The sequence below is a fragment of the Streptomyces sp. HUAS MG56 genome (assembly GCF_058673395.1).
The window spans coordinates 2,879,925-2,906,474 of sequence record NZ_CM178722.1 but is presented as its reverse complement, the minus strand read 5'-3'; the positions used below and the strand labels follow the sequence as shown (position 1 = coordinate 2,906,474).

The 26,550-nt window shown below is 67.5% G+C and carries 12 protein-coding genes; 7 read left to right on the top strand and 5 right to left on the bottom strand.

All coding sequences use genetic code 11. The annotated features are described in order from the left end of the window. Positions 1-5 precede the first annotated feature (5 nt). From AC4OXY_RS13825 to AC4OXY_RS13815, 3 genes are all read right to left on the bottom strand, one after another. Positions 6-695 carry a hypothetical protein gene (locus AC4OXY_RS13825; RefSeq protein WP_491993998.1) on the bottom strand — a complete coding sequence of 230 codons (690 nt, stop codon included), beginning with the start codon at positions 693-695 and terminating at the stop codon, positions 6-8. After that, entirely contained in the window at positions 695-1,003 is a 309-nt protein-coding gene (locus AC4OXY_RS13820) for a DUF6112 family protein (RefSeq protein WP_491993997.1), read from the bottom strand. The genes AC4OXY_RS13825 and AC4OXY_RS13820 overlap by 1 nt, the downstream gene beginning before the upstream one ends. 87 nt (positions 1,004-1,090) lie before the next feature. Further along, complete coding sequence (locus tag AC4OXY_RS13815; protein WP_491993996.1) at positions 1,091-2,236, bottom strand: C40 family peptidase; 1,146 nt, start codon at positions 2,234-2,236, stop codon at positions 1,091-1,093. Between the two features lie 579 nt (positions 2,237-2,815). Between AC4OXY_RS13815 and AC4OXY_RS13810 the strand changes: the two genes are divergently transcribed. Next, positions 2,816-3,574, top strand: a complete 759-nt coding sequence (locus AC4OXY_RS13810; RefSeq protein ID WP_491993995.1) for a DNA-methyltransferase — start codon at positions 2,816-2,818, stop codon at positions 3,572-3,574. Between the two features lie 94 nt (positions 3,575-3,668). On the opposite strand, the gene AC4OXY_RS13805 is transcribed toward AC4OXY_RS13810, so the two are convergent. Further along, positions 3,669-4,571, bottom strand: coding sequence for a DUF5655 domain-containing protein (locus AC4OXY_RS13805; protein ID WP_491993994.1), 903 nt, complete (start codon positions 4,569-4,571; stop codon positions 3,669-3,671). Between the two features lie 391 nt (positions 4,572-4,962). On the opposite strand from AC4OXY_RS13805, the gene AC4OXY_RS13800 reads away from it, so the two are divergent. From AC4OXY_RS13800 to AC4OXY_RS13780, 5 genes are all read left to right on the top strand, one after another. After that, positions 4,963-6,171, top strand: a complete 1,209-nt coding sequence (locus AC4OXY_RS13800) for a serine/threonine-protein kinase (RefSeq protein WP_362616773.1) — start codon at positions 4,963-4,965, stop codon at positions 6,169-6,171. Positions 6,172-6,275: 104 nt separating this feature from the next. Further along, positions 6,276-9,449: a DEAD/DEAH box helicase gene (locus AC4OXY_RS13795; protein WP_491993993.1), complete on the top strand. Its 3,174-nt coding sequence runs from the start codon at positions 6,276-6,278 to the stop codon at positions 9,447-9,449. Beyond that, positions 9,446-14,929, top strand: coding sequence for a hypothetical protein (locus AC4OXY_RS13790; protein ID WP_362616769.1), 5,484 nt, complete (start codon positions 9,446-9,448; stop codon positions 14,927-14,929). The genes AC4OXY_RS13795 and AC4OXY_RS13790 overlap by 4 nt, the downstream gene beginning before the upstream one ends. Beyond that, entirely contained in the window at positions 14,926-21,639 is a 6,714-nt protein-coding gene (locus AC4OXY_RS13785; protein WP_362616767.1) for a DEAD/DEAH box helicase, read from the top strand. Before AC4OXY_RS13790 ends, AC4OXY_RS13785 begins: the two co-directional genes overlap by 4 nt. Beyond that, a complete protein-coding gene (locus AC4OXY_RS13780) occupies positions 21,636-23,945 on the top strand; it encodes a UvrD-helicase domain-containing protein (RefSeq protein WP_362616765.1) in 2,310 nt (769 codons plus the stop codon). Before AC4OXY_RS13785 ends, AC4OXY_RS13780 begins: the two co-directional genes overlap by 4 nt. Positions 23,946-24,430: 485 nt before the next feature. Here AC4OXY_RS13780 and AC4OXY_RS13775 read toward each other — a convergent pair whose 3' ends face one another. Next, entirely contained in the window at positions 24,431-24,964 is a 534-nt protein-coding gene (locus tag AC4OXY_RS13775; RefSeq protein ID WP_362616764.1) for a hypothetical protein, read from the bottom strand. A 303-nt stretch (positions 24,965-25,267) separates the two neighbouring features. Here AC4OXY_RS13775 and AC4OXY_RS13770 point away from each other — a divergent pair, with 303 nt between their 5' ends. Continuing rightward, positions 25,268-26,533: an AlbA family DNA-binding domain-containing protein gene (locus AC4OXY_RS13770; protein ID WP_362616763.1), complete on the top strand. Its 1,266-nt coding sequence runs from the start codon at positions 25,268-25,270 to the stop codon at positions 26,531-26,533. Positions 26,534-26,550: the final 17 nt, after the last annotated feature.

Below are 26,550 nucleotides of genomic sequence, written 5' to 3'. Positions count from 1 at the left end.
GGGGGTCAGGGCGCGACGGCCGACAGGACACCGGCCAGGGCGCAGGGCTGGGAGGGGCGGCACTGGACCGCGAGGGTGGTGACGCGGTTCTCGGCGCCGCCGTGCTGCGACCCGTTCCAGGCGATCGACTGTTTGCCGGAAACGGTCACGGCGTAGACGTACGCGGTGGTGATCGCCCCGGGGTCCGCCTGCAGGGCCTGGGTGAACGAGTCGGGGAAGTGCGCCTCGTTCACGATGGCGGTGGCGAACTGGCCGTTGGCGGCCATCTCCTTCCACAGCACGCGCGAGGGGACGAGTGCGTCGACCGAGGCGGTGTCGGCGTACTTGGGCTCGCTGGTCAGCCACTTGTGCAGGGCGGCCAGCAGCTCATGCTGGGAGTAGGCGCGGGTGTCGTAGGACCACAGCGCCGCGGCTGCCGCCTTACCGAAGGTGATCGGGTCGTGTGTGGACGGGGGGACGGGCAGGTCCCCGCGGCTGTCGTGCGGAGGTGACGAAGCGGAAGCAGGAGCGGTCGGGGAGGACGAGGAAGCTGAACTCACGTGCGGCGTAGGAGCCTTGGATGAGCTCCTGCCGTCACGGGTGAGGTAGGCGGCCAGGGCAGCGAGGACGACGAGCACCACCAGGACAGCAGTGCCGAGCAGCGCCCGGCGGCGCACGCGAGATGCGCCGCCGGGGTTCGTGGATCGGGGAGACATCAGTGGACCTGCGTCCCCAGCGTGCTGAAGAACGCCACCACACCGTTCGCGGCACCCAGCAGGAGGGCCGCGCCGGCACTGACCAGCACGCCCTTCTTGCCGTTGGCCTCGGCCTGGTGGCCGCCGGAGTGGTGGCCCCAGGCCCACACACCCGCGCTGACGGCGAGCGCGCCGACCACGGCGACGATTCCGAAGAGGTTGATCGAGCCCATCACCTCCTTGAGCACCGCCAAGCCCGGCAGCCCGCCTCCGTTCGGCTTGATCCCGGGGTCGTAGGCGAGCTGGACGACCTTGTCGGCGAGATACATGATTGTGAACTCCAGTTTGATTTGATGCACGCCAAAGCCCGAGGGGGCCAAACGTCGGTGCAGGAAGGGGAGGGAGAGAAGCGCCGGTCAGACGACTCGGCGGGCCGCGAGAATCTGCGGCTTCCAGGACGCGAGGGTCGCGAGGCGGATCACGTCGCCGCTGTGCGGAGCGTTCACGATCAAGCCTTGGCCGACGACCATCCCGACGTGTTCCGGGACTTCGGCAGTCCCCCCGGTGAAGACGAGGTCACCGGGCCGGAGAGCGTCGACCGATACCGGCTTGCCCTCCTTGACCTGCGTGTACGTCGTCCGCGTGAGGGTGACCCCGGCGGCCTTGTACGACTGCTGCATAAGGGACGAGCAGTCGCAGCGACCCATGGGGTCGGGCCCGTGGGAGTCGGTGCAGTTCCCGCCCCACTGGTACGGGGTGCCGAGTTGGCCGAGCGCCCAGCGGATCGCCGTCTGGACCTTGGGTGGAGCGTCAGCCGGAATCTTGTATCCGGCCGGCACTGCGCCCGGCGGGATGGTTCCGAAGTCGGTGCCGTCCCCGTCGGCCATACAGCCGCCCCCGGTACTCGGCGGAGCACTGGCCTTGCTGTCCGAGCCGGATGGCGAGGGGCTCGGCGACGTGCCGCCAGCCTTCGACAACAGCGGCTCGATCGCCTGCTGCAAGGCAGTGGCCAGGGGCTCCCACTTCGCGTATGCCTCGGGGAAGCCGGACTTCTGCACCGCCTGGGCGGCCTGGGTGACGGACAGGGACTGCCAGCCCGAGACCTTCTCCAAGGCCTCGTAGAACATCGTCGAGGCGTGCACCGGGTTGAGGATCTCGTTCGTGGTGCCCCAGCCCTGCGACGGACGCTGCTGGAACAAGCCCAGCGAATCGCGGTCGCCGTAGGCCAGATTCCGCAGGCCGCTCTCCTGCAGGGCTGTCGCCAGGGCCACGATCTGGCCCCGGGCGGGGATGTTCATCGCAATGCCGGTGGCCTGGATAGTCTTGGCGTTGGGGATCTGCTCGGCTGGGTCGTCCAGGCCCGGCACGGAGACCGTGCCCTTGCCTCCGCCGTCCAGGATCACCTTCACCTGAGCGGCAACGGCTGAGGTATCCACGCCCTGTGTACCGCCGGTCGAGCAGGAGGCCGAAGCAGTCCCGGCCCCGATGGCGAGGATAGGAACGGCCAGCAGAAGCGGTCCAGAGGCGAAGAGACCGACGACTGCTCCGGTGGTTTTCTTCACGGACGCCGCCGTTCGCTGGGGCGGACAGCCCGGCCGGGCAACGGCGTTGGGTCAGGGCGTGGGCGTGTCAGGGCGTGCTGCATCGCAGCGGCTCCTCGCGGTTCGTAGGAGGCGCGGTGCCGACTTCTCGTGCAAAGCCGTCGGCACCGCGCCGATGTGAATCCGCCTCTCAGGGCGGGTCCGGGTCAGGGGAGTTGGTAGCTCCCGGACGCCGGATTCAGGTCATGCGCGGCAGCCAGCCGCGCTCGTAATCTCAGGCGGTGCACCGGGTCTCCTCACGGCTTCGGGATCGTGGGGTCAACGTGCCTTCCGGCCCACGTTTTTGGACGCGGAAACACGGATCAGCACAGGTCAGCGAGGGTGGAGCTGGGCTCCGCCTCGGTGACATGGCGAGACAGTAGACCGGGATTCCGGCCGCACCAAACGACCGCCGAACCCAGGCCCGAAGCACGGCGCAGGCTCGTTAGGTACGGCCGGAAATCGCGGCTAACCTCCGGCGCAACCCCGCTCCGAAAGGCCGCTGTTGACCGCCGTCCGGAGCGGGTCCAGTCCTGTCGTGCCCTGAAAGAGGCCCCGCACATGAGCTACACGCTGCACCGAGGCGACGCCCTCACCGTGCTGAAGACCCTCCCGGACGAGAGCGTCAACGCCGTCATCACCGATCCCCCGTACAACTCCGGCGGACGCACCAGCTCGGACCGCACCGGCCGCACCGCCCGCGCCAAGTACGTCACGGCCGGATCGGCGCACGACCTGCAGAACTTCCCCGGCGAGAACCGCGACCAGCGGAGCTATCGAAGCTGGCTGACCGAGCTGCTCACCGAGGCGTACCGGGCCGCTACCGAGCACTCCGTCGCCATGGTCTTCTCTGACTGGCGCCAGGAGCCGACCACGTCCGACGCCCTGCAGATGGCGGGCTGGACCTGGAGCGGCACGATCCCCTGGATCAAGCCCGCCAGTCGGCCCCGCAAGGGTGGGTTCAAGCAGTCGGCCGAGTTCATCATCTGGGGCGTCAAGGGCAGCCTCGACAAGAACCGAGACCTCTATCTGCCCGGCCACTTCATCGCTTCCCAGCCCCGCAAGGACCGTGTCCACATCACACAGAAGCCGGTCGAGATCATGCGGCAGCTCGTGCAGGTCTGCCCCGAAGGGGGCACCGTCCTCGACCCGTTCACCGGCAGCGGTTCCACAGGCGTAGCCGCCTTGCGCGAAGGCCGGCAGTTCGTGGGGGTGGAGCTGTCCTCGCATTACGCCGACGTCGCTGAACAGCGACTGTTGCAGGCGATGCAACCGACTCTGACCCAGGACGACTTCGTCTTGGCCGGGCCGGAGGCATGAGCATGAGAACGAGCAGACCAGGGCTGACGGACCGCAGACGCCAGAGGGCGGCTGGAGCATCGAGACGCCGATGTGCCAGCCGCCCTTCCTCTTGTCACGCAGCCTCGAACGCCTGCCGGATCAGCGGCCCCGCTTTCTCCAGGTCGGCCGCCGAGGCGATCCGGACCTCTAGGTCGCCCGTCCCGAGGTGACCGATGCCACGCATGTCGCGGGAGAAACCGTCCTCCAGCTCGACCGTGTCCGGGTCGATCTTGAGGTAGACCAGGATCGCTTCGTGCTTCGGGCGGAAGATGACGGAGGCGACGTTCACCATTCGGCGGTAGGCGATGTAGTGCCGAAGCTGAGCCACCTCGACCTGGCCCCAGGCGGTGAGGGCCTCGTCCAGCTCGCCGTATAGGTTCTGCAGGCAGCCAGGAATCGCACCTGCGGCACCAGCCGTGACCTCCCGCTCGCGGCGCTGGCGCCGATCCGATATCGGTCTCGTAGATCCGGGCGTGGACTCGATCAGTAGCAGGCTCAGCAGCCCACCCTCGAAGACGCGGTAGCGCACCAGGTCGATCCGCTCGCGCAGACGGTGCACCGCGACTCGGTCGTGGTGCGAGAAGCCAGCGGCGATGCAGACCATCCGAGGATTCCGCCAGTCGATCGACTCGGCGACCTCGGAGCCCAGCTTCTCCTTGACCAGTGCCTCGAACTCGTGTCGCGCGGAGTCCAACCAAGATAGGTAGGAGACAGCCTGCGACAGGACACCGCTGTCGGCGCCCTTTTTGTATTCGATCAGCGCAGGTGTGCCGTTCTCGTCCAGGCCGAGCGAGTCGATCCGGCCCCGGTGCCAAGGCCCCGTCGGGTACTCCGACGCCAGGAAGCGGATGCCGAGCATGGCCTCCATGCCTGCCTCGACCCGCCGCTGCAGCTCTACCTCCAGCGCAACCGTCGAGCCCCGCAGCTCGACGTCCTGGCCATCGGTATCCAGCCGGAACAGCTTCAGGTCGGTCACCAGCGTCCCCCTCCGCGCGATCCCTACAGGAGAAGCAATGGAAACCGGGCCCGTGGCTATTCCGATCGGGCTGTGAGCTTGCATCGTCCGCTGGGCCTGCACTGAGGACAGTCACGCGTAGGTCTGTGGGGCCTGCTGCTGAGCCTGGACGGACCGGGGTGACATTCCCTGAGATCGCCGAGCCGCACACATAGTGTCCTGATTCAGGACATAGGACCCGGAAGCTGCTCCCGGTCCGATGTGATCACTTCCTCCCGTGGGATGCCGATCAGTAGGCTGTAGCGGTGATTCGTCGGTGTCCATGCGCCTCGTGCTTTGCTTCTTCTATGGCGGAGCGGGGGCATGCGCCGAGCGAGTGTGTGCTTTCGCTGCGGGAGTCAGGGGGTGTGCGGTGAGCGGCGCGTCTCTGCCGTCGCGTATCGGTCCGTACCTCGTCGAGCGGCGGCTCGGTGCGGGCGGGATGGGGGAGGTATACCTCGGCTACTCGGTCGCGGGTGAACCGGTCGCCGTGAAGGTGATCCGGCCCGACCGTACGGATCCGCACACGCGCGCCCGGTTCGAACGCGAGGCGACGATCGCGCGTACGATCTCGGGCACGGGTCGTGTGGCCCGTTTCATTGAGGCGGACCCGTTCGCCGAGCAGCCCTGGCTGGCCATGGACTACGTTCCCGGTCGCCCGCTCTCCGATGTCGTGAAGGACCAAGGTCCGCTGTCTACGCCACTCGTGGCGAGCCTTGGCGCACTGTTGGCCGAAGGGCTTGCCGCCGTGCATGCCGCGGGCCTGGTACACCGTGACCTGAAGGCGCAGAACGTCATTCTCGGAGACTTCGGTCCGGTGATCATCGACTTCGGTCTCGGTGCCTTCGTCGGGGCGTCCAAGGGGTCGCTCACCCAAGCCGGTGTGGTCATCGGCACAGTTCGCTGCATGCCGCCTGAGCAGGCCCTGGGTGAACTGGAGGTGACACAGGCTGCTGACGTGTACGGCCTGGGCACCGTACTTCTATACGCAGCGACCGGACACTACCCGTACGACGGAGCCCGGTGGGAGGCGGTCGCCGCGCAGGTGGTCAACGCCGAGATCGGCCCCGATCTGTCCGGGCTGCCCGATGAACTGGCCCCCGTCGTGTTGGCCATGCTGGCGCACAAGGCGGAGGACCGCCCCTCCCTAGAGGAGGTGACCCGTCAATGTGCCGATCTGATGCGTCTGCTGGGTACGAGTCCGGCTCGGGCACGGCGCGCTCTGATCCAGGAGACGACGCCGAAGGACCATCCCACGATGGTGCTGCCCCAGCCTGACACGCCCATGCTGGACCGGCTCGACTCGCTTGAGAGGCAGCTGCGCGAAGAGTCGCCGTCGCCGACGGAGAACATCCCAGCGCCGCCCTCCGACGTTGCATCCGGTCCGGACACCCCGGCCGAGAGCGATGTCGAGAACGGCGTGGAGACCTCGCCCCCGCCTGTGCGGAAGCCCGAGCCTGGGAGCGGAAACGCGGCTGAACCCACGCCACAAAGGGGCCGTCCCCCCGCTTCCCGGCGGGTTGCCGACGAGCTACGCAAGCGGTACGCGATGGGCCCGGCACTCGCCTGGTCGAAGCGTTGAACTGCTCTTCCGGTCTTTCGCTGACGCGACCGGTCTGGGGCGATCCAAAGGGCGGCACGAGCACACCGCACATCACGAGCACACAGTCCAAAGAGGAGCACCACGTGACCACGGCGATGCAGCCCGAGGTTCCTGAGGCGCGCGACGCCGATGCGGCGAGGTCAGCGTACCCGGCCGGTGCGAAGCCGACCTTCGCGCCCGGCGCCCAGGTGCGCATCCGCCACGAGCAGTGGCTCGTGAAGTCCGTCGACGAGTCCCGCGACGGACTGATGGTCGAGGTCAGCGGGGTGTCCTCGTTCGTCCGGGGCACAGATGCGGTGTTCTACTCCGGCCTTGATCAGATCGACGTACTCGATCCGCGTAAGACTCGGCTCGTGCCCGACGACACCTCCAGGCACGCCAAGGCCCGCCTGTACCTGGAGGCGGTGATCCGCAAGACCGCGTTGCCGCAGACCGAGCACGGCATCGCGCTTGCTGACTCCTTCCTCATGGACCGGCAGGAGCACCAGCTGCGCCCCGCTGAGCTGGCGCTGTCCATGCGCAACCCGCAGCCCCGGCTGCTGATCGCCGACGTGGTCGGGCTGGGTAAGACGCTGGAGATCGGCATCACACTCGCGGAGCTGATCCGGCGCGGGCGCGGGGAGCGCATCCTCGTGGTCACGCCCGCCCATGTGCTGGAGCAGTTCCAGCGCGAGCTGTGGACTCGCTTCGCCCTGCCGTTGGTACGCCTGGACTCCACCGGCATTCAGCGCATCCAGCAGGAGATTCCAGCGGGCCGGAACCCGTTCGCCCACTTCAAGCGCGTCATCGTGTCCGTCGACACCCTCAAGTCGGCGACGTACGCCCATCACCTGGAGAACATCACCTGGGACGCGGTGGTCATCGACGAGTCGCACAACCTCGTGAACAAGGGCACCCGCAACAACCGCCTCGCCCGCCGCCTCGCCGAGCAGACCGATGCGCTGATCCTGGCCTCCGCCACTCCCCACAACGGCGACGCCGAATCATTCGCCGAGCTGATCCGGATGCTCGACCCGGCGGCGATCGCCGACCCCAAGAACTACAAGGTCGCCGACCTCGACCACCTCTACATCAGGCGCACCAAGACCGACCGTGAGGTGCGCGACGGCCTCAAGAACAAGCCCTGGGCCGAACGCGGCGACTCCCTGCCGGAGCCGGCTCCGGCGACGCCGAAGGAGGTCGCCGTCCTGGAGAAGCTCGCGAACGAATGGACGCCGGGCGACCCGAACCGTTCGTCGGTCTGCGCCGATCCCCTGGTCGGCTACAACTTCCTGAAGGCGTTCCTCTCCTCCCACGTTGCCCTGCGGGAAACCCTGGCCAACCGCCGTGCCTACCTGGACAACCCGAAGAGCGTCACGGCGAAGGGCAAGGCCAAGACCGCGCCCGACACCCCCGAACGGCGCGCCGCTCTCGCCGCCGAGAGCAAGGCCCTTGCGGAACTGGAGGCGCTGGTCGCGGACTTCACCGACCAGGACTCCGCCAAGCTCGACGCACTCGTACGCATCCTCAAAGACCTCAAGGTTGGCCCTGCAGCCGAGCGGCGCGTCGTGATCTTCTCCGAGCGCGTCGACACCCTGGACTGGCTGGCCGAGGAGGTCCCGGCCCGGCTCGGCTTCAAGATGAAGAACCTAGCCAAGCCCGACACGTCGCGTCCGTGGAAGGCGTATGACGGCGTCGTCGAGGTCATGCACGGCGACACCACCAACGAGCAGCAACAGCGGGAGATCGTCGACCGTTTCGGCCGGCGCGAGGAGCCGGTGCGGCTGCTGTTCACCGGTGACATCGCCTCCGAGGGCGTCAACTTGCACCACCAGTGCCACGACCTCATCCACTACGACCTGCCCTGGTCCCTCATCCGCATCGAGCAGCGCAACGGACGTATCGACCGCTACGGGCAGGCGGTCAGCCCTGAGTTCCGCGCGCTCATCCTCACCGCCGACGTGCCCTGGCGGCGCGACGAGGAGAGCGGGGAGATGCTCACGCTCGACGACCGGCTCGTCGGCGCCCGTCTGCTGCGCCGCGAGGAGCAGGCGCACGAGATCGAGACCGGTGAGGGCAGCGCCGAGGCTGTCACCGGTCTCTACGACCACAAGAAGGAAGAGGACCGTCTCACCCGCGACCTCATCAAGGGCGGCACCGTCGAACGCTCCATCAAGCAGTCCCAGCAGGAGTCCGGCGGTGTCCTGGCGGGGCTCCTCGCCGGCGCCAACGCCCGGCTCTCCGACCCGACGGTCGCTCCGACCACTCTCGGCACGGCTGCGGTGCCCGAGGCCGACGTACCCCACGTCTTCGCCGACACCAAGGCGTATTTCCACACCGCCGTGGACCTCATCTACCCGCAGGCCGAGCGCGAGGCCCTCGACTGGAAGCCGGAGACGGCGGGTGGCCGCATCGAGTTCACCCCGCCCGATGACCTGCAGTACCGCTTCCGGGAGCTGCCGAAGTCGTATCTGGAGCAGGAGAAGATCCTCACGACGCCCAAGTACGACGGCACGCTGCGCATCACCTTCGACAAGCAGTACGCCGCCGACCGGCTGGAGGCCGCCCGCAACGCCAAGCAGGGCAAGACCGACGAGCCCACGTCCCAGTGGCCCAATGTCTCCTACGTTTCCGACATCCACCCCGTGCTCGACTGGGTGACGGACAAGGTCCTCGCCAAGCTCAAGTACGACGAGGCGTTCGTCCTCGCCTACCAGCCAGACGTAGCCAAGGCCAAGCGGATCGACGCCGCTCTGCCCGCGGCCCTCACCGGCCCGGTCTACCTCCTCCAGGGCGTCTACTCCAACGCGGCGGGCAAGCCGACGGTCGTGGAGTGGATGGCCGTCACCGGCCTCGCCGCGGCCACCGCTCGCGTGTGGCGCATGGACTCGGCGTTCCTCGCCGCTTGCGGCGTGGGACCCAACATGCCCGGCCGCGCCCAGCCCGTTGACCCCGACCTCCTCCAGGAACTCGTCCCCGCGGCCGTCGACGCGGCCGAGACCCACCTGCGTGAACGCCGCGCCGACTACGACAAGCAGGTCGACTCTTACCTGGCCCCGTACGAGGATCGGGTGCAGGTCTGGGAGCAGGGAGCCCTGATCGTCGTAGGCAACCAAGAGCGTCGCCGCAAGCAGGTGTACGACACCGCCAAGCGCCGCCGCGACCTCGTGCGCCGTCTGCGGACCGACGGCGACCCGATGCTGCGGGTCCTCGGCGTCCTCGAACCCCTCCACCCCACCACCGTCTCCGCCACACACGCCGAGGAGTCCGCACGATGAGCTACACCTACGACTCCTTCGCCAACCGCGGCGAATACCTCTCCGCCCACTACTTCAGCGAGGAACTGGAAACCACCCTCAAGAAGAGCAAAGCGGGCGACGAGGGCCTGTTCACCCTGTGGACCAGCCGCGAGACCGACCCCCACGACCCGCAGCCCACTCCGCGCGAACTGCTCCCCCGGCTCCGCGGTGAGTACCTGGCCACCGTGCGCCCCTTCCTGGCCTCCCGTGCCCAGCAGGAAGAACTCGGCAGCACGTACGACGACCCCACGGGCGAGTGGGCCGAGCACCTCACCACCTGGCACACCGCCGTCCTCAAGGCCCTCGGTTACGGCGGTGACCGGCCCGAGCCGATCACCGTGCACAACGCGGGCAAGGAGTACGAACTCCAGGTCGCCTGGCACGGAGACGGCATCATCGCCCTCGACTGCGGCTGGACCGCCAAGCTCGACGACGCCCTTGACCTGGACGAGGCCGGTCAGCTCCTCCACCCCCTCAAGACCACCGACGGCCTCCTCGAAGTCGGTGAGAAGCTGGCAGGCTGGCTCTTTCAGAGCGAACTGCACGAGCTGGGCGGCGATGCGCCCCGCTTTATCGTGCTGCTCTGCGGAGGCGTGCTCGTCCTCGCCGACCGGGGAGCCTGGGCCGAAGGCCGCTATCTTGCCGCCAGTCTGGACGCGGCCCTCGCCCGCAACGACACGGCGAAAGCCGGCGAACTCGCCCTCCTCGCTGCCCTCTTCTCCCACGACATGCTCGCGCCGCGCCCGGACGGCAAGGGCCGACGCCTCGACGACCTGCTCAAGGCCTCCCGTGACAACGCCGTCGGCGTCAACTCCGAGCTACGCAGAGGACTTCAGCACTCGGTCGAGATCATCGCGAACGAGGTACTTGCCCGCCTGCGCGAGGCGGAGGTCGAGCCGCGGGAGATCGAGGACCTCAAGAAGGGCCCGTTCGCCAAGCAGCTCACCCGTGAATCGCTGCGCTATCTCTACCGCATCCTCTTCCTCCTCTACGCGGAGGCCCGCCCCGAGCTGGGCATCCTCCCCGCCGACGACTCGACGTACCAGACCGGGTACTCGATCGCCCGGCTGCGCGAACTGGTGGCGCGCGAGCGAAAGCTGGTCGAGGAGGACAGCCGGAACGGCTTCCACCTCTACGCCTCCCTCGATGTCCTCTTCAACAAAGTCAACTACGGCCACCGCCCGCACGGCACCGAAGCAGACGACGACAAGCCGACCGAGGAACGCAGCGAGCTTCGCGGACTGCGCTTCGAGCCGCTGCGCAGCGAGCTGTTCGACCCCAAGGCGATCACCCTCATCGGCCGCCGCATCCTCCACCCTCGATGGGACGAGGATGGCGACGAGCAGCCGCGGTGGCTGGACCTGCGACTGCGCAACGAGGCGTTGCACCAGGTGCTGCGTCTGTTGACCATGAAGGAGGCTGGTCAGAAGGGCAGACAGGGCGGCTTCATCTCCTACCGCAACCTCGGCATCAACCAGCTCGGCGCAGTCTACGAGGGCCTGATGTCCTACACCGGCATCATCGCCAAGGACGAGCTGGCCGAGGTCGCCAAGCCCGGTGCGAAGAAGGGCGATAAGCAATACGGCGACCCGGAGAAGGGCTCGTGGCTCATCCCCGCCGAGCGGCTGAAGCACTACCCGGAGAACACGCACGTCGTGTACTCCGCACAGGACGCCGAACAATACGGTCTGCGCGGCCCCAAGAAGTACGCCAAGGGCACCTTCGTCTACCGACTGGCCGGCCGTGACCGCGAGACGTCCGCCTCGTACTACACCCCCGAGTCCCTCACCAAGGTCACCGTCGAGCTTGCCCTCAAGCACCGCCTCGACCAGGAGAAGGACGCTGACGGCAACACAATCCAGACCCGCGCCAGCGAGCTCCTGCGCTACACGATCTGCGAACCGGCCCTCGGCTCCGGCGCGTTCCTCAACGAGGCGATCAACCAGGTTGCCAAGGAGTACCTGAGGCGCCGTCAGGATGAGCTAGGTGTGAGCCTGGACACCTCGAAGGCGCTCGATGCCGAGCAGAAGGTGAAGGCGTACATCGCCCTCCACAACGCGTATGGGATCGACTTGAACGCGACAGGTGTGGAGCTGGCGGAGGTGTCGCTGTGGCTCAACACCATGCATCCCGGCATGCGCGCCCCTTGGTTCGGGCTCCACCTGCGACGCGGCAACTCCCTTATCGGCGCGCGACGTTGGATTTACGACGCCGAGCGCATTAAGAAGGAGCGGACCATCGGCGCGCAGACGCCGACCAGGCTGCCGTTTCGGGCGACCGAGGACGGCGCGGAGCAGCTGCTGCCGGAGGGGGCCGTGCACCAGTTCCTCCTGCCCACGCCCGGCTGGGGTGCGGTCGCGGGGGCGAGCGGCGACGCGAAGAAGCTGGTCGAGCAGCTCGCCGGGGCACAGGTGGAGCAGCTGAAGGCGTGGAAGAAGGGCGTCCAGACCAAGCCCAAGACGACGGGCGGCAGGGGCAGCCAGCTCGCCCGGCTGCAGGCTGCGGCCCAACGCGTGGAGTTCTTGTGGAAGCTCGTCGCTAAGCGCATGGAACTGAGCGAGCGAGAGATCGCCCGCACCATCGATGTGTGGGGGGCCGATCTTGAGGAGGACGCTGAGGAGTACGCCTTCCTGCGCCGCGACAAGCAGAACCCGGACCGGAGCCTGCCGCTGACCAAGGAGCAGGTCTTCAAGGACCTCTTCGAGGCGGAGGGCTCCCCGTACTGGCGGCTAAAGCAGGTCATGGATGCGTGGTGCGCGCTGTGGTTCTGGCCGCTGGAGAAGGTAGGGCTGCTGGACGGCACCGACGCGGAGTACGCCACGGCGCCGGTGGTGACGGCGCAGGCCGGGGCCGACCTGGATGCGCTGTTGTCGTCGGTGACCGGGCCGGCCGTTGAGATCGAGATGCCTGTGCCCGAGCCCACGCCCGCGCCACAATTCATTGAGAGCCGACTGCTGTTTGCCTTGGACGGTGACCAGATGTCCTTGGGTGAGGACGGAGGCGGCGACGGGCTCGTGGAGAAGAAGGAGGTCAAGAAGGCGCGTACCTCCTCCGCGCCAAAGAAGGCTGGCGGGCCGGTACGCCGCCGCGACATCATCCCGCTCGCGGACGTGGACGACTGGATCGCCTTCCTGGAGTCCATGGTGGGCACGGGGCCGGTCCCGGAGAACACCCTTGCCACGACTGTCGACTCCCTCACGGAGCTGAAGGCTCTCGAAGACCTGATCCAGGCCGAGATGGGCATGGACGATGCCCGTAAGGCGGTCGAGACGCGGTATCCGTGGATGCGGGTGGTCCGCGACATTGCAGAGGAACAGGGTTTCCTGCACTGGGAATTGGACTTTGCGAGCGTCTTCAACGGCGAGGCAGGCGGATTCGACCTGCAGGTAGGTAACCCGCCGTGGGTGCGACCGGAGTGGAAGGAGAACCCGGCCCTTGCCGAGTATGAGCCGTGGTTCATGCTCACGGAGAAGCCCAAGGCGGAGGAGAAGAATCGACGTCGGGAAGCTGAACTCGCGCGCGAGGAGGTGCAGGCATACCTGCTCGGCGAGGCCACGAATACGGTGACGTCGGCGAGCTTCCTGTCGGCGCCAACTGTCTATCCGCTGGTTTCGGGGACCAAGCCGGATTTGTATCGGGCGTTCATGTGCGAGGTATGGGATCACGCCGGGCGTGGAGGGACAGCCGGGATGGTGCACCCCGACACTCACTTCCGGGGGGATGCGGAGGCGGCACTCCGCGCGGCGGCGTATCGCCGGCTGCGGGTGCATGGAGGGTTTGTCAACCAGCTCAGACTATTTCCGGACCCGGTTGGGCATTCGGCTGAATTTGGAGTCCACGTTTACGGCGATCCGCGAGAGATCGATTTCATGAGTTTGTCCACCCTGTATTCGGCGGACACCTTGCGCCTGTCCTTTACTGCGAGTGATGACGACAACGCCCCCGGCGTGAAATATCAAGGAGACTGGGACGAGCGCCCACACCCAAGGCGCTTGATCCGTGTCAACTCGGATACCCTGCGGCGGTGGCGTCGGCTTGCGGGGGATGAAGGGCCGTTGGAACACACACGTCTGCTCGCGCCGGTGAGTACGGCAGAAGACCCGGCGATCGACGCGCTGGGCTGCTTCCCTCTGCGTCTTGTTGCATTGAATCCGGATATTTTCATTGGATTCGACGAAGGTGCCGCCAAGAAAGCGCAGTTCGGCCCCGCTAGGAATCAGAGGCTTCTCGATTACAACACGGGCGTGGACGGTCAGAGCGACTACCACGCGCGGTCGTGGAGCGACGTCATCCTCAAGGGGCCGCAGATCGGCGTGGCCAACCCATTGTTCAAGCAGCCCAGCCAGGGCAGCGGGGAAAAGCGTGGCCTGGACCCCAAGTTGCTTGCAGACGACGCTGCGCCAGAGTCGGAATACCGGCGCGTGGCTCCGCGTGACGTGTTCCTGGGCGAGCAGGACAGGTGGACCGATTGGGAGAAGTACGAGGCGCTGCTCGTGTCGGAGGAAGAGCGGGAGCGGGCAAGGCTGGCGGTGGCGCAGCAGCGCAACATAAGGCCGGAAGAGGTCAAGGATGAGCAGATCGATAAGTTCCTGATGGTCAAGTCCAGCAAGCCATACACTGGGCTTTTCCGCTGGGCATGGCGGAATCAAATTGCTCCGGATACCGAGCGTGCTTTGTATACGTCACTGCTGCCGCGTGAGGTAGCTCACGTCGGAGGGATTCGTAGTGCCGTAGTGTCGTCGCCGCGACACTCAATGCTCATTGGTGGGTTTTGGTCAGGACTGCCGATCGACTACTTCTTGCGAACACTCGCATGGAAGCATTTGCATGAGAGTCAGGCCAAGATCTTGCCTGTCCCTCAAGGGGATCACCCCTTGGCCCCCGCTCTCCTCCTCCGCACCCTCCGCCTCAACGCCCTGACCACCGCCTACGCCGACCTCTGGGCGGAGCTCTACGATCCCATGTGGCCAGGCTACGAGCTCTGGGCGGTCAAGTGGCCCAACTTGAAGACTGAGTTGCACCAGGTCACCCCCACCTGGCAGCGCAACACCCCCCTGCGTACCGAATACGCCCGCCGCGCGGCGCTCGTCGAAATTGACGCGCTCGTCGCCGTCTGGCTCGGCATCGACGTGGACACGCTCATTGCCATGTACCGGGCCCGTTACGGAATCATGCAGGACTTCGACCGTGCGACCTGGTTTGACAGTACGGAGCGGAAGATCGCCAGTTCCCACCACACCTATGGCTTCGGGCAAACCAAAGAACACGCCACCCAGTTCGACGCGTACCAGAAGGCCCCCGAGACCGCCCCTGTCCCCGACGGCTACACCCCTCCCTTCTACAAGGCCGACCGCGAGCGCGAAATGCGTGAAGCCCACGCCTACTTCAAGAAGCGCCTCGACGAAGCCGTAGCGAAGGGTCTCTGGGACCCGGAGAAGATGGAGGTCCCGACCCCGTGAGGCCCACCCTCGAAGCACAGGGACTCAAGGAGAGCCTGCTCCAGTACCTGTCCACGACGTACGGCCTCGCGGACGAAGGCGCCCGGAAGGCCCTGAACGCCTTCCTCGGGGACGAGACGACGGGCATGTTCCGCGGCCCGTACCTCCGCCTGCGTACCCCCTTCACCCCGGCCGGCGACGGCTGGCAGCAGCACCTGGACTGGGTACGAACCGACGGCTGGACTCCGTACGCGCACCAAGCCCGCGCCTTCGCCCGGCTCACCTCGAAGGACGGCCACACACCCCATCCCACCCTCGTCACCACAGGCACCGGCTCCGGCAAGACTGAGTCGTTCCTCTACCCCGTGCTCGATCACTGCGCCCGCGAACGCGGGGCCGGGAACAACGGGGTCAAGGCGGTCTTCCTCTATCCGATGAACGCCCTGGCCACCGACCAGGCGGCCCGTATCAACGGACTCCTCACCGACTACGACGAGCTGAGCGGCGTGCGCGCCGGCCTGTACATCGGGGAGAAGGCGGCGACGCACTACGACCGGGTCTACACCCGCCGCCAGGACATGCAGCTGTCCCCGCCGGACATCCTGATCACCAACTACAAGATGCTCGACCTGCTCCTGCAGCGTGCCGCCGACGCGCCGTTGTGGGACGCCAGCGACATCCGCTATGTGGTTGTCGACGAGTTCCACACGTACGATGGCGCGCAGGGCACCGACGTTGCCATGCTGCTGCGCCGCCTCGCCATCGCCGTCGATGCCAACCAGCCTGGCAAGCCGCTCGGCTCGATCACCCCCGTCGCCACCTCCGCGACCCTCGCCTCCGGCAGCGATGAGGATGGGGTACGCCAACTCCTCTCCGTGGCCACCAACATCTTCGGCACGGAGTTCACCGAGGACTCGATCGTCGGCGAGGACCGGCTGACGGTCGACGAATTCATCCTCGGCGAGGACGAGTCGATCCCGGACGCGCGATTCCTTCCCGGCCAGGCCACGCCCCCCGAGACACTTACCGCCCTGCCGGACCCGGCGTCCGGCCCAGAACAGCTCGCGGACCTCGCCGAGGCCGTCACCGGAAGCCGGATCACCGACCCGGTCGCCCTCGGTGCCGCGCTCAAGCGCAACCGGCTCACCTACGCAGTCCTGAACGCCTTCGACGGCACGGTGCGCACCTACGACGAGGTGCTCGACGTGATGCGCCGCAGTGGGGCGAAGAGCTGGGACGAGGCGATCACGACGCGGCCACAGATCGCCGCGCTGGCACTCGCCCGCTTCGTGGCCCTGCTGTCCGTGGCGCGCGACCCGGACGCGCCGGCCGAGCTCGGCCGCCCCTTCGTCCAGGTCGAGGTTCACCAGTGGGCGCGATCCGTCACCCGCATGCTGCGTGGCGTACTGCCGTGGCCGAAGGCCGAGTTCACGTGGGATACGGCCGGGGTACAGAACCAGTCGCGTACGACGCCCAACACGACCACCTCCCGCGACACCAAGATCTTCCTGCCCGCGGTGTACTGCCGCGAGTGCGGGCGTTCCGGATGGTCGGTCCTCGCCCCCGAGTCGGACTTCGAGGAGCTGAACTTCGAGGCCCACAAGATCCGCCGAGCCACCGTCACCGCCGAGAAGGCCAAGGTGCGCACCCTCGTGGCGGCCACCGACAACGAGGCACGTGAGGGCAACGGTCGTACCGCAATGGACCCGGCGGCGCAGAGGTCGCTGACCACCGGCGGCCCGGGCGTGCTCATGGTGCTCGATGGTCTATCCCAGCGTCTGCGTCTTCCCAATCCCCAGGGCGACTACGACGACGAGGGTAACCCGGCTCCTGCTGGCCCCGACTCCGCCTTCGTCCTCGTGCAGCTTGGCGACACGGCGGAGCGCGCCGCCAAGGACGACTGGTGCCCGGCCTGTGGCACGCACAACGCGATCCGCTTCGTCGGTACGGGTGCCGCCGCTCTCGCCGCTGCCTCCGTCACCCAGCTGTTCACCAGCGGGGAGATGGACAAGAAGCAGCGTGAGACGAAGACGCTGATGTTCAACGACTCGGTGCAGGACGCCGCGCACCGCGCCGGATTCGTCGCCTCCCGCTCGTACACCTTCTCCTTGCGGGCCCTGTTTACAAAGCACCTGAGCGAGCAGCGGCCCAGCGCGCTCAACGACCTCGTCGCCGACGTCGTCGCGGCCACCACCGACCGTGAGACACTCGCCGCCGTCGTCCCGCCGGACCTGCACGACGACACGGGTGTGGCGCGTCTGCTGTCGGGCGCGGGGCGGGGCGGGGACCGGAAGACCTGGGATCTGATCGGTGAACGGTTCGCGTTCGAGGCCGTGATGGAGTTCGGCCATCGCTCCCGCAACGGCCGTACCCTCGAACTGACCCGTACCGCAGCCGCCTGGGTGGACATCCCCGACGAGCAGGCGGCAGTGGCGCTCGTGCGCGCCGCTCATGAGGAGGCCGTCCACCGCGGGTTGACGCTCACCGAACACGACGATGCCCGCTATCTGGCGTTCCTGCGCGGCTTGTTGGAGCGGCTGCGTACGCGGGGGGCGGTCGGGCACCGGTGGCTGGAGAAGTTCCTCGACGAGGCGGGTACCAGCCGTTACTTCATCTGGGGCGGTCGCCCGCGCGGCATGAAGGCCTTCCCCAAGGGGGTGTCCGCGCCGACCTTCCTGCTGGCGCGGCCCAAGCCGAGCAGCGAGTTCGACTTCGCCGCCGGACGTCTGTCCTGGTATCAGACCTGGGCGCAGCGCTGCCTCGACATGACGCGAGAGCAGGCCGACGAGTTCTGGGTGCGGCTGCTGCCGCAGCTCACCGACGCCGGGCTGCTCGCCGCGCGTACCCCGAGCGACTCGGCCGCCCGTCTGTACGGCCTTCAGCCGGGCGCCGTCCGGTTGCAGTTGCTGACCGATGCCCAGGTCAACGAGGCGTATGTGCGCTGCCCGAAGTGTTTCTGGGAGCAGACTGTCCATCCCTCGCTGCTGGCGCAGTATCACGGGCAGCCTTGCCAGGCGTATCGCTGTGCGAAGGGGCGGCTGGTCGCTGGTGATCGGTGGCTGGAGACCGTGGACCGGCACGACCGGGACCGGGATTACCGCGACGACTACTACCGCAGCCTGTACCGACGAGCCGGCACCTACCAGGTCATCACCGCCGAGCACACCGGTCTGCTCTCTCGCGGCAAACGCGAACGGGTCGAGGACGCCTTCCGTAATGGCGAGGGATTCAACGATCCCAATGTGCTGTCCTGCACGCCCACCCTGGAGATGGGCATCGACATCGGCGACCTGTCCGCCGTCGTCCTCGGCGCCCTGCCGCGCCGGCCGGCCAACTATGCCCAGCAGGCGGGCCGGGCCGGACGCCGTACTGGCAACGCCTTCCTGCTGACCATTCCCGACCGCAAGCGGCGCGACCTGTACTTCCTCGACCGGCCTCGGGACATGATCGACGGGCGGATCGTGCCGCCGGGCTCGTATCTGTCGGCCATCGAGATCCTGCGCCGTCAGTACACCGCCCACCTCTTGGATCTCGCGGCGCGCGGTCGGCTGCTGCGCGAGGACGGCAGGCCGCTGGCCGCGCTGTCACGCCGGGTCGACGAGCTCTTCGGTCCCTCCGGCTATCTCGCCGACTTCACCGACGCCGCCCTCGCCCACGGCGAGGAACTCGTCGCGGGCTTCCTCGCCCTGTTCCCGACTGGCGTGAGCGGCACCGCCCGGGAAGAGCTGGAGAAGTACGCGGTCCGTGGCATCCGCAGCGCGATCGAGAAGGCCGAGCGGGAGTGGGAGCGCGAGAACCAGAAGCTGCGCACCCGTATCCGTACGATCCGTTCCGCGATCGACGAGCTTAAGGACGGCGACGACGAACAGGCGAGCACAAAGGCGGAGTTGGAGGCCGAGCTGGGTGCCATTTCCAAGCAGGGCGCCACACGGCAGCGTCAGCCCGCCCAGACGGTGCTGTGCGACCTCGGTCTGCTGCCCAATTACGCCCTCATCGACGCCTCGACCACTCTCGACGCCACCGTCTTCTGGCCCGAGGGCACCACGCCCGAAGGCAGGCCCCGCTACAAGTCGAAGTCGTTCTCTTACGGGCGCCCGCGTGGCTTTGCCCTGTCCGAACTCGCCCCTGGCAACACGTTCTACGCCGAGGGCTACAAGCACCGGATCACCGGTATCGACATCGTCACCGGCCGGGACCAGGACTGGCGCCACTGGCGCTTCTGCCCCTCGTGCGGCTACGTCCGCACCGAGGACGCCGAGAACGACATCACGCCCTGCCCGCGCTGCGGGGAGGCGGGCATCGCCGACTCCGGTAGCCTGTGGCAGATCGTTCAGCCCAGCGTCGTGACGGCCCGTGACAAGCGGGAGGATGCCAGGATCGGCGACGAGAGCGACGACCGCGACCGCCGCTTCTACACCGTCGTCGACATGGTCGACATCGCCCCCAAGGACTTCGCGGTGGGCAAGTCCTGGCGGCACACCAAAGAGATCTTCGGCGTCGACTACACCCGCCGTGCCGTCATCCGCCGTATCAACGCCGGACCGCTCAGCATCGGCGCCCAGGAGAACGAGCAGATCGCCGGAAAGCCGGTGCGCATCGCCCCCTTCCACGTGTGCACCGCCTGCGGAGCCGCGAGCGCTGACGGCCGGCCGGTCTTCGACGACGACCGGGACGCCGTCGACAACTCCGCCAACCGCCAGCGCGAACTCAAGCACCACACCCCCTGGTGCCCGCTGCGGCGCGGCAAGAAGGGCGTACCCCAGGAACCGGTCCTGCTCGCCCACGAACTGGAAACCGAAGCACTGCGCATCCTGCTGCCAGCCGCGACCGTCCTCGTCGAGGAGAAGGTCCACTCCTTCCAGGCGGCTTTGCGCCTGGGCGTGGACGGCGCCTTCGGCGGCGACCCTCAACACCTCGCCACCACGCTCGCCACCATGCCGGACCGCGACACCGCGGAGAAACGGCACTTCCTCGTCCTGTACGACCGTCTCCCGCACGGCACCGGCTACCTCGACCGGCTCACCGACCCCGCCGCCTTCCGTCAGGTGCTCGAGGGCGCCCGCCGGCTGCTCGTGGAGTGCCCCTGCAACGAGGAGGGCGGGCAGGCCTGCCACCGCTGTCTGTACCTCTACGCCGACGAGCAGTACATCGAGCGCGTCTCCCGCCAGGCCGCCCTGGAGATCCTCGACGAACTCCTGGGCACCGACACCGACGCCTGGGACACCAAGAAGGTCGGCAACACCGATCAGATCGGTCTCGACGGACAGGTCGAGTCCGACCTGGAGGCACGCTTCCTCAAGGCCCTGCGCGGTTGGGCCGGACAGCGCGGCGACGCCGTGCTGGAGGAGAGCGGCGACAACAGCGCCTACCTGCGTCTCGACGAGGTCGGCACCGTGCACGGCTGGCGTCTGACAGCGCAACGCAACGAGGGTTACACCCGTACCGACTTCACCTTCGAACGCGTTGACGGCCCCAAGCAGAAGATCACCGTCTACCTCGACGGATACCGCTTCCACGCCACCCGCCGGCACAACCGGCTCGCAGGCGACGCCGACAAGCGCAACCGGCTCCGGGCCGAGGGGCGAATCGTCTTCCAGCTCACCTGGGACGACCTCGACGCCTTCGAGCGGCAGACGAACACGGCCGAGTCCGCCGCGGGGCGCGAGGCGGCCGAGCCGGTGTGGCCGCCCTACCCGCGCAGCGCCCAGGACCTCGCCAAACAGCTCTACGCCGACCGTGGCGGGGACGACCTCGCGACCACCACCTTCACCGACCCGATGACCATGCTCCTCGCCTACCTGCGCAGCCCGGACGACGCGGCCTGGGGCAAGCGGGCATCAGCCATGGTCGGCGGGCTCCTCGGGACCGGCCAGGAGATCCTCGTCGGCAACGGCACCCCCGACCAGACACGCCAGACGCTCAGCGGACTCCTCGATGCCTGGGGCCGCACCGACGGCATCGACCCCGCGCCCGTCCAGGGCACCGGCACACTCAACCTGTTTCAGACCTGCGACCAGTCCGGTCTCCCCGTCGCCTTCCTCGTCGACGGCGCCACCGGCCACTGGTCCGCACTGGCCTGCCTCGACGACACTGCACCCGATCAGCTCGGCACGCCCGAACACAAGGCGCGCTGGCGCGCCTGGCTCCAGTGGTCCAACATCCTGCAGTTCCTCGCCCACGACGGCGGCGACGGCATCCAACTCACCACAGCCACCGCAGCCGGATTCGACATCTCGGTCCTCAAGGCCTTCGGCGGCCTCGGTGAACTCGAATCCCTCGTCGTGCGGTACGGCACCGGCACACCCGCACCGCAGCCCGTACCCGCGGAAGCCTCCAACGAGACTCCTCTCGAAGCAGCAGTGCGGGATCTGCTGTGGGACCAGGAGGTCCTCGAATACCTCGACGAGGACGAACCCGACGCCCCCCTCACCCGCCTCGCCCACGCCTTGGCCGACGGCGGCAAGAAAGCCCCCGCTTACGGCTACGAGCTCGGCGAACGCGGTTGGCTCGCCGACTTCGTCTGGGACCACGGCTATCCGCGCATCGCTGTCATGGCCGAGCCGTACGACCAGGAGGACGAGGAGAACGACAAGACCTGGAGCGCCTACCGCGACGCTGGGTTCACCATCCGCTCGGCCGACGACTGGCTCGCCGATCTCGACGCTCTGCTGACCGTGCTCCCCGACGCCACCGCCCGTCCCGACTCCGAAGAACAGAGTGCCGCACGATGACCGCACGCCTGAGCCTCTACCAGAAGGCTGAAAACGAGCTCTACAAGATGGACTCGTCGGTCAAGACGAAGTTCTACGACTTCTGCCACCAGTTCCGCCTCGACCCCGATCACCCCAGCCTCGACCTCATCCCTCTCAAGGGCGACGGCCGGATCTTCCGCGCCAAGATCGACCGTTCGTACCGGGTGCTCCTGGCCCGGGCGGGCGTCGGCGCCGATGGCGTCCAGCAGTGGCTGATCGTCGCCGTCCGCCACCGCAAGGACGTCTACGAAGAACTCACCGTCGCCATCAACCGGATCACCGGCGAGATCGAGTTCGTTGACCTCGGCGTCGTCGGTCAGAGTGTCCTCCAGCGCGCGGGGCTCCAGCTCACGCCGGCCCCGGACGAGCCCACCGCACCGGCCGAGTCCACGCCGGCCCCCGGCGTGACACAGCAACCCGCCGCCCCCGCCGAACCGCTCCTCGTCGGCTGCACGCCCGAGGACCTGCGTCGGCTCGGCGTCGCCGACGCCCTCATCGGCCCCGCCCTCGCCGTCACGACCGACGAGGAACTCGACCAGCTCATCGCCGGCGCCCCGCGCCTGACCGCCGAGGTCCTCACCGGCCTCGGCTCCGGCATGTCCGTCGACGAGGTCGAGCGTGAGATCACCCAGCCTGCCTCCACCGAGCTCGAACCGGGCTTCGAGAACGACATGGCAGCGGCCCTCACCCGTACCGCGGTCACCACAGTCGACGACGACATCCGCAACGTGCTGGCCGAGGGCGACTTCCGTGCCTGGAAGGTCTATCTCCACCCCACGCAGCGCAAGATCGTCGAACGGAACTACAGCGGTCCCGGCCGGGTCAGCGGCGGCCCCGGCACTGGCAAGACCATCGTCGCCCTGCACCGGGTCGCCCGCCTCGCCGCAGCTCTGCCGCCCGGCCACGGTAAGCCGATCCTGCTGACTACGTACACCAAGAACCTCACTGCCGACCTGCGCTCCCGGCTCACCTCGCTCATGGACCCGGCGCTGCTCGGCCGGATCGACATCAAGCACATCGATCAGCTCGCCCAGAGCGTCCTGAACGAGAACACCGCGCCCGGCGCGCAGCGGAGTCTGATCACTGACGACCGGGCCCTGGACCTGCTGCGAGAAGTCCTCTTCGAACATGATGAGCAGCGCTGGGATGCCGAATTCCTCTTCGACGAATGGGAGCAGATCGTCCTGGGCCAGTCACTAGGCACCCGTCAGGACTACTTCAAGGCCCGTCGTGCCGGTATGGGCCGCGCCCTCAACCGCCCCGAACGCGCCGCCATCTGGAAGCTGCTCGACCAGTTCACCCTGCGCCTCAACGGCATGGGCCGGGAGACCTGGGCCCAGGCCGCCGAACGTGCGGCCCGCTACGAGATGGAACGCGCCCGCAAGATCCAGATCCGGGCCGAGCGCAAGGCGGACATCGGCGGCGGTGACCTGGCCCACCTCGACGACAACAGCTCCGCGATGCGCTACCTGCGTCACCGCTACCGCCACATCGTCGTCGACGAGGCCCAGGACCTCAGCCCCGCCCACTGGAAGATGCTGCGCGCCATGGTCGCATCCGGCCCGGACGACCTGTTCATCGCCAGTGACACCCACCAGCGGATCTACGACCGGCAAGTCACCCTCTCCACTGTCGGCATCAACATCCGCGGCCGCTCCTCGAAGCTGACGCTCAGCTACCGCACCACCCAGGAGATCCTCGACCAGGCCGCCAAGGTCGTCCGCGGGGGCACCTATGACGACCTCGACGACGGAACCGACACCCTCGACGGCTACCACTCCCTGCTGCACGGGCCAGCCCCCGAGTATGTCGCCTGTGCCGACTGGACCGACGAGATCACTCAGCTTGCCGAGGCCCTCAAGCAGTGGCGCGCGGACATCACCCAGCCGGGCAAAGACGGCGCCGTACGCGACCCGAGCGGCACCATGGCCGTCTGCGTCGCCGACGGTGACATGGCAGGCCGGGTCGCCGCCGACCTGGAGACGAAGCACGGCATCACCACAGCGACCCTCACCAAGGAAGGCCCGCAGGGCGGCGGCGAGGTCCACATCGGAACGATGCACCGCTTCAAGGGACTTGAGTACCAGAAGCTCGCGGTCATCGGCGCGAGCGACGGCATCCTGCCCCGCACCGCCCTCATCGAGCAGCACGCAACCACCGACCCCAACCGCTACGAACGCGAGCTCAAGAAGAGCCGCAACCAGCTCTTCGTCGCCACCACCCGAGCCCGCGACGCGCTGCGTATCTCCTGGCACGGCAGGCCCAGCCCGTTCCTGCCGTTGTAGGCCTGGTCGGAGTCTGTGCCGCTGCGACCACCGCCATGGGGCAGCGCCGCTGTGGACGCTTCCCGTGGGTCGAGGGCGGTTACGTACGGCAGCGCTGGACCAGGTGCCCATACCACTCTGGGGAGATCTCCGCGACGGACACTGAAGCGAACGAGAGACGAATCCGGAGGATGCTCGTCTCAGGCGGTAGAGCCACAGCGATGCGGAGGGTGTGGCACCCTCGATGCCAGCTGGGCCTGTCGCTCCCCAGTGGCGGCAGGCTGGCCCTCAGACAGCCCGCAGTACCTCCCGGACTGTCAAGACCGAGAGTATGCCTGTGTTCGGCCCGTTGTTCTGGCAGTCATCTGAGGGGACGACGAGGCTTATCGCATGCCTGATTCCCCGCAGGCCCCGATCTGCTTGGAAGAAGCACGTCTCCCTTAGCAGGGGCAGAACAGGAGAGTGGGGGAGCGAGTCGAACTCGCTCCCCCACTCTCTTCCGCTTGTCAGTCCTGGGCGCGGGCCCTCAGCCAGCGCTCGGCAGTCGTCGCGTTCATCGTGTAGAAGAACTCCGACTTGAGATCCGGCTCGCTGGTCGGTGCCTCAGCCCATGTCATAGGCCAGTTGCGACGCTTGTAGTGCTTGCGCACGGTGCGAGTGAAGGCGGCGAGATTGCCCTGCAGGCTCTTCTTCTCCATGCCCAGGTGATGAGCGAGCGAGGTGTAGCTCACTCGCGTGTCGGGCTCCTTTGCCAGAAGGTCGAGGACACGGGTGATCGCCTGCACCGAGCTCAGCGGTTCGATCACGAGCCGACGGAAGTCCTCCACGGTCCACTCGACCACCGGGAGCGGATCGCCGTCCGACGAATCTGCCGACGGAGTCGTTGGCGGCCCCAGCGGGGGCTCCACGGGTGGAACCGTGGAGACGGGGGAAGTAGCAGCAGTGGCTCCGGTCAGCTCAGCGAGATAGGCGTACACCTGCGTGACGTACTGGCTCGGCACGGGTACCGAGATGAACTGCGGTTGGGGTTCCTGCGCCATGAATCCTCCCCGGGTCTGTCAGCCAGTCCTGTTGTCTGGCGACAGAAGCGACTCTGGCATGCCAACAACCGTCACGTCTACTTGTTACTGTCCTGCACTATCGGATAGTCCAGGATAGTAACTCTCCTTACTGCCGGATACCGGTCCTGGGGTCAGGCGAGCGATGGCGTCCGTGACGCGACGTCAAAGTCATCGGGACCACCCTCTGGTACTGGACGCGAGCCCGGCCGGGTCCTCGGTGGCTCAGACCTCCCGCTTACGCAAGTGGGGCAGGACCTCCGGCACTGGCAGTACGGTGCCGTGATGACGTACACATCGCTGCACCGGGCCCTCGGACTCCCAGCAGGCTCGGTAACGGAGGAGATGATCGCCGCGGCGGTCATCGCGCAAGTAGCGGAAGCCGAGGACCTGGACTGGAAGGCAACTGTCGACGAGGTTAAAGACGGCAGGGAGTTTGCCAAGGACGTTGCGGCGATGGCGAACACGGCTGGCGGGGTCATCGTCTTCGGCGTAAGCGAGGACGGCCACGACCAAGCGGACGAACTCGTCGGGATCGCCGACCCGCGGCCTCTTGTCCAGAGTCTTCGGGGTAAGGCAGGCATGGTCCGCCCCTTTATCCCCGCGCTGCGCGTTCGGTCGGTGCCCCTGGTCAGTAAGCCGGGCCGTCATTTGATCGTGGTGGAGGTGCCGCGTAGTCCGGAAGCGCCGCATCTGGTTCCCCTGGCGAAGGACTTGAAGGACTCGTGGGGCTACCCCCGTCGTCGCGGCAGCGATACCGACTGGCTGGGGGAGAGCGACCTAGCGGTTGCCTACGCGGGCCGGTTCAGCCGTCGGCGGGCCGCGGAGGACCATCTGACTACTTTGTCGACTGACCTGTCGGAGCGCCTGCTCCATCTCCCGTCGAGTATCTGGGTCGTCGTCACCACAGCGTGTTCCGTGCCCTCGGTTGCCGACACGGCCAACGCCGTTGATCCGAACACGGTGGAGCCGAGCCTCCAGGAAGCGCTGCCATTGCTCCCAGAGGCCGTCGTGCGTGAATACCTCGACGGCGGCACGGGACGGCCACGGATCGGCCTTCGCCGTGCTGTGGTAAGCACCGACATCACCTACACCGGGCAGAGCCGGAGGGGGCATCTGGAGTTGCTGCACGATGGGGCGTTTGCCGGCGCACTGAACATGGCCCATCTCGACGAGACGGTGAACGGTCTGCGCTATCTGGTGCAGGTAAGGCTTCAGAGAGCTGTGCGGGACATGGTGACGGTCGCGGCCCTGCATGCCCAGCGGCGCCAGGCTGATGGTGTGCTGCAGGCTCGTGTCGGTATCGCGGTGCCCGGCCCGGAGACCGTAGGCCACGTCCCTGCCGTCGCCCTCACCCACCAGCTGTACATGATGAGCGACCCACAGCCAGTGTCCGGAAGCATCACCTTGGCCACGGTTCTCCCGGTTATGAGCGAGGCGCCCCTGGCCGATCTGGTGTCCTCAGAGGAGAGCCGACGCCAGTTCATCGAGCAGCTCACCCTCGATCTCGTTCATCAGTTCGCCGTGGCGTCGCTCGTTCCCGGTACCTGATTTTTGGCCGTCCGGAC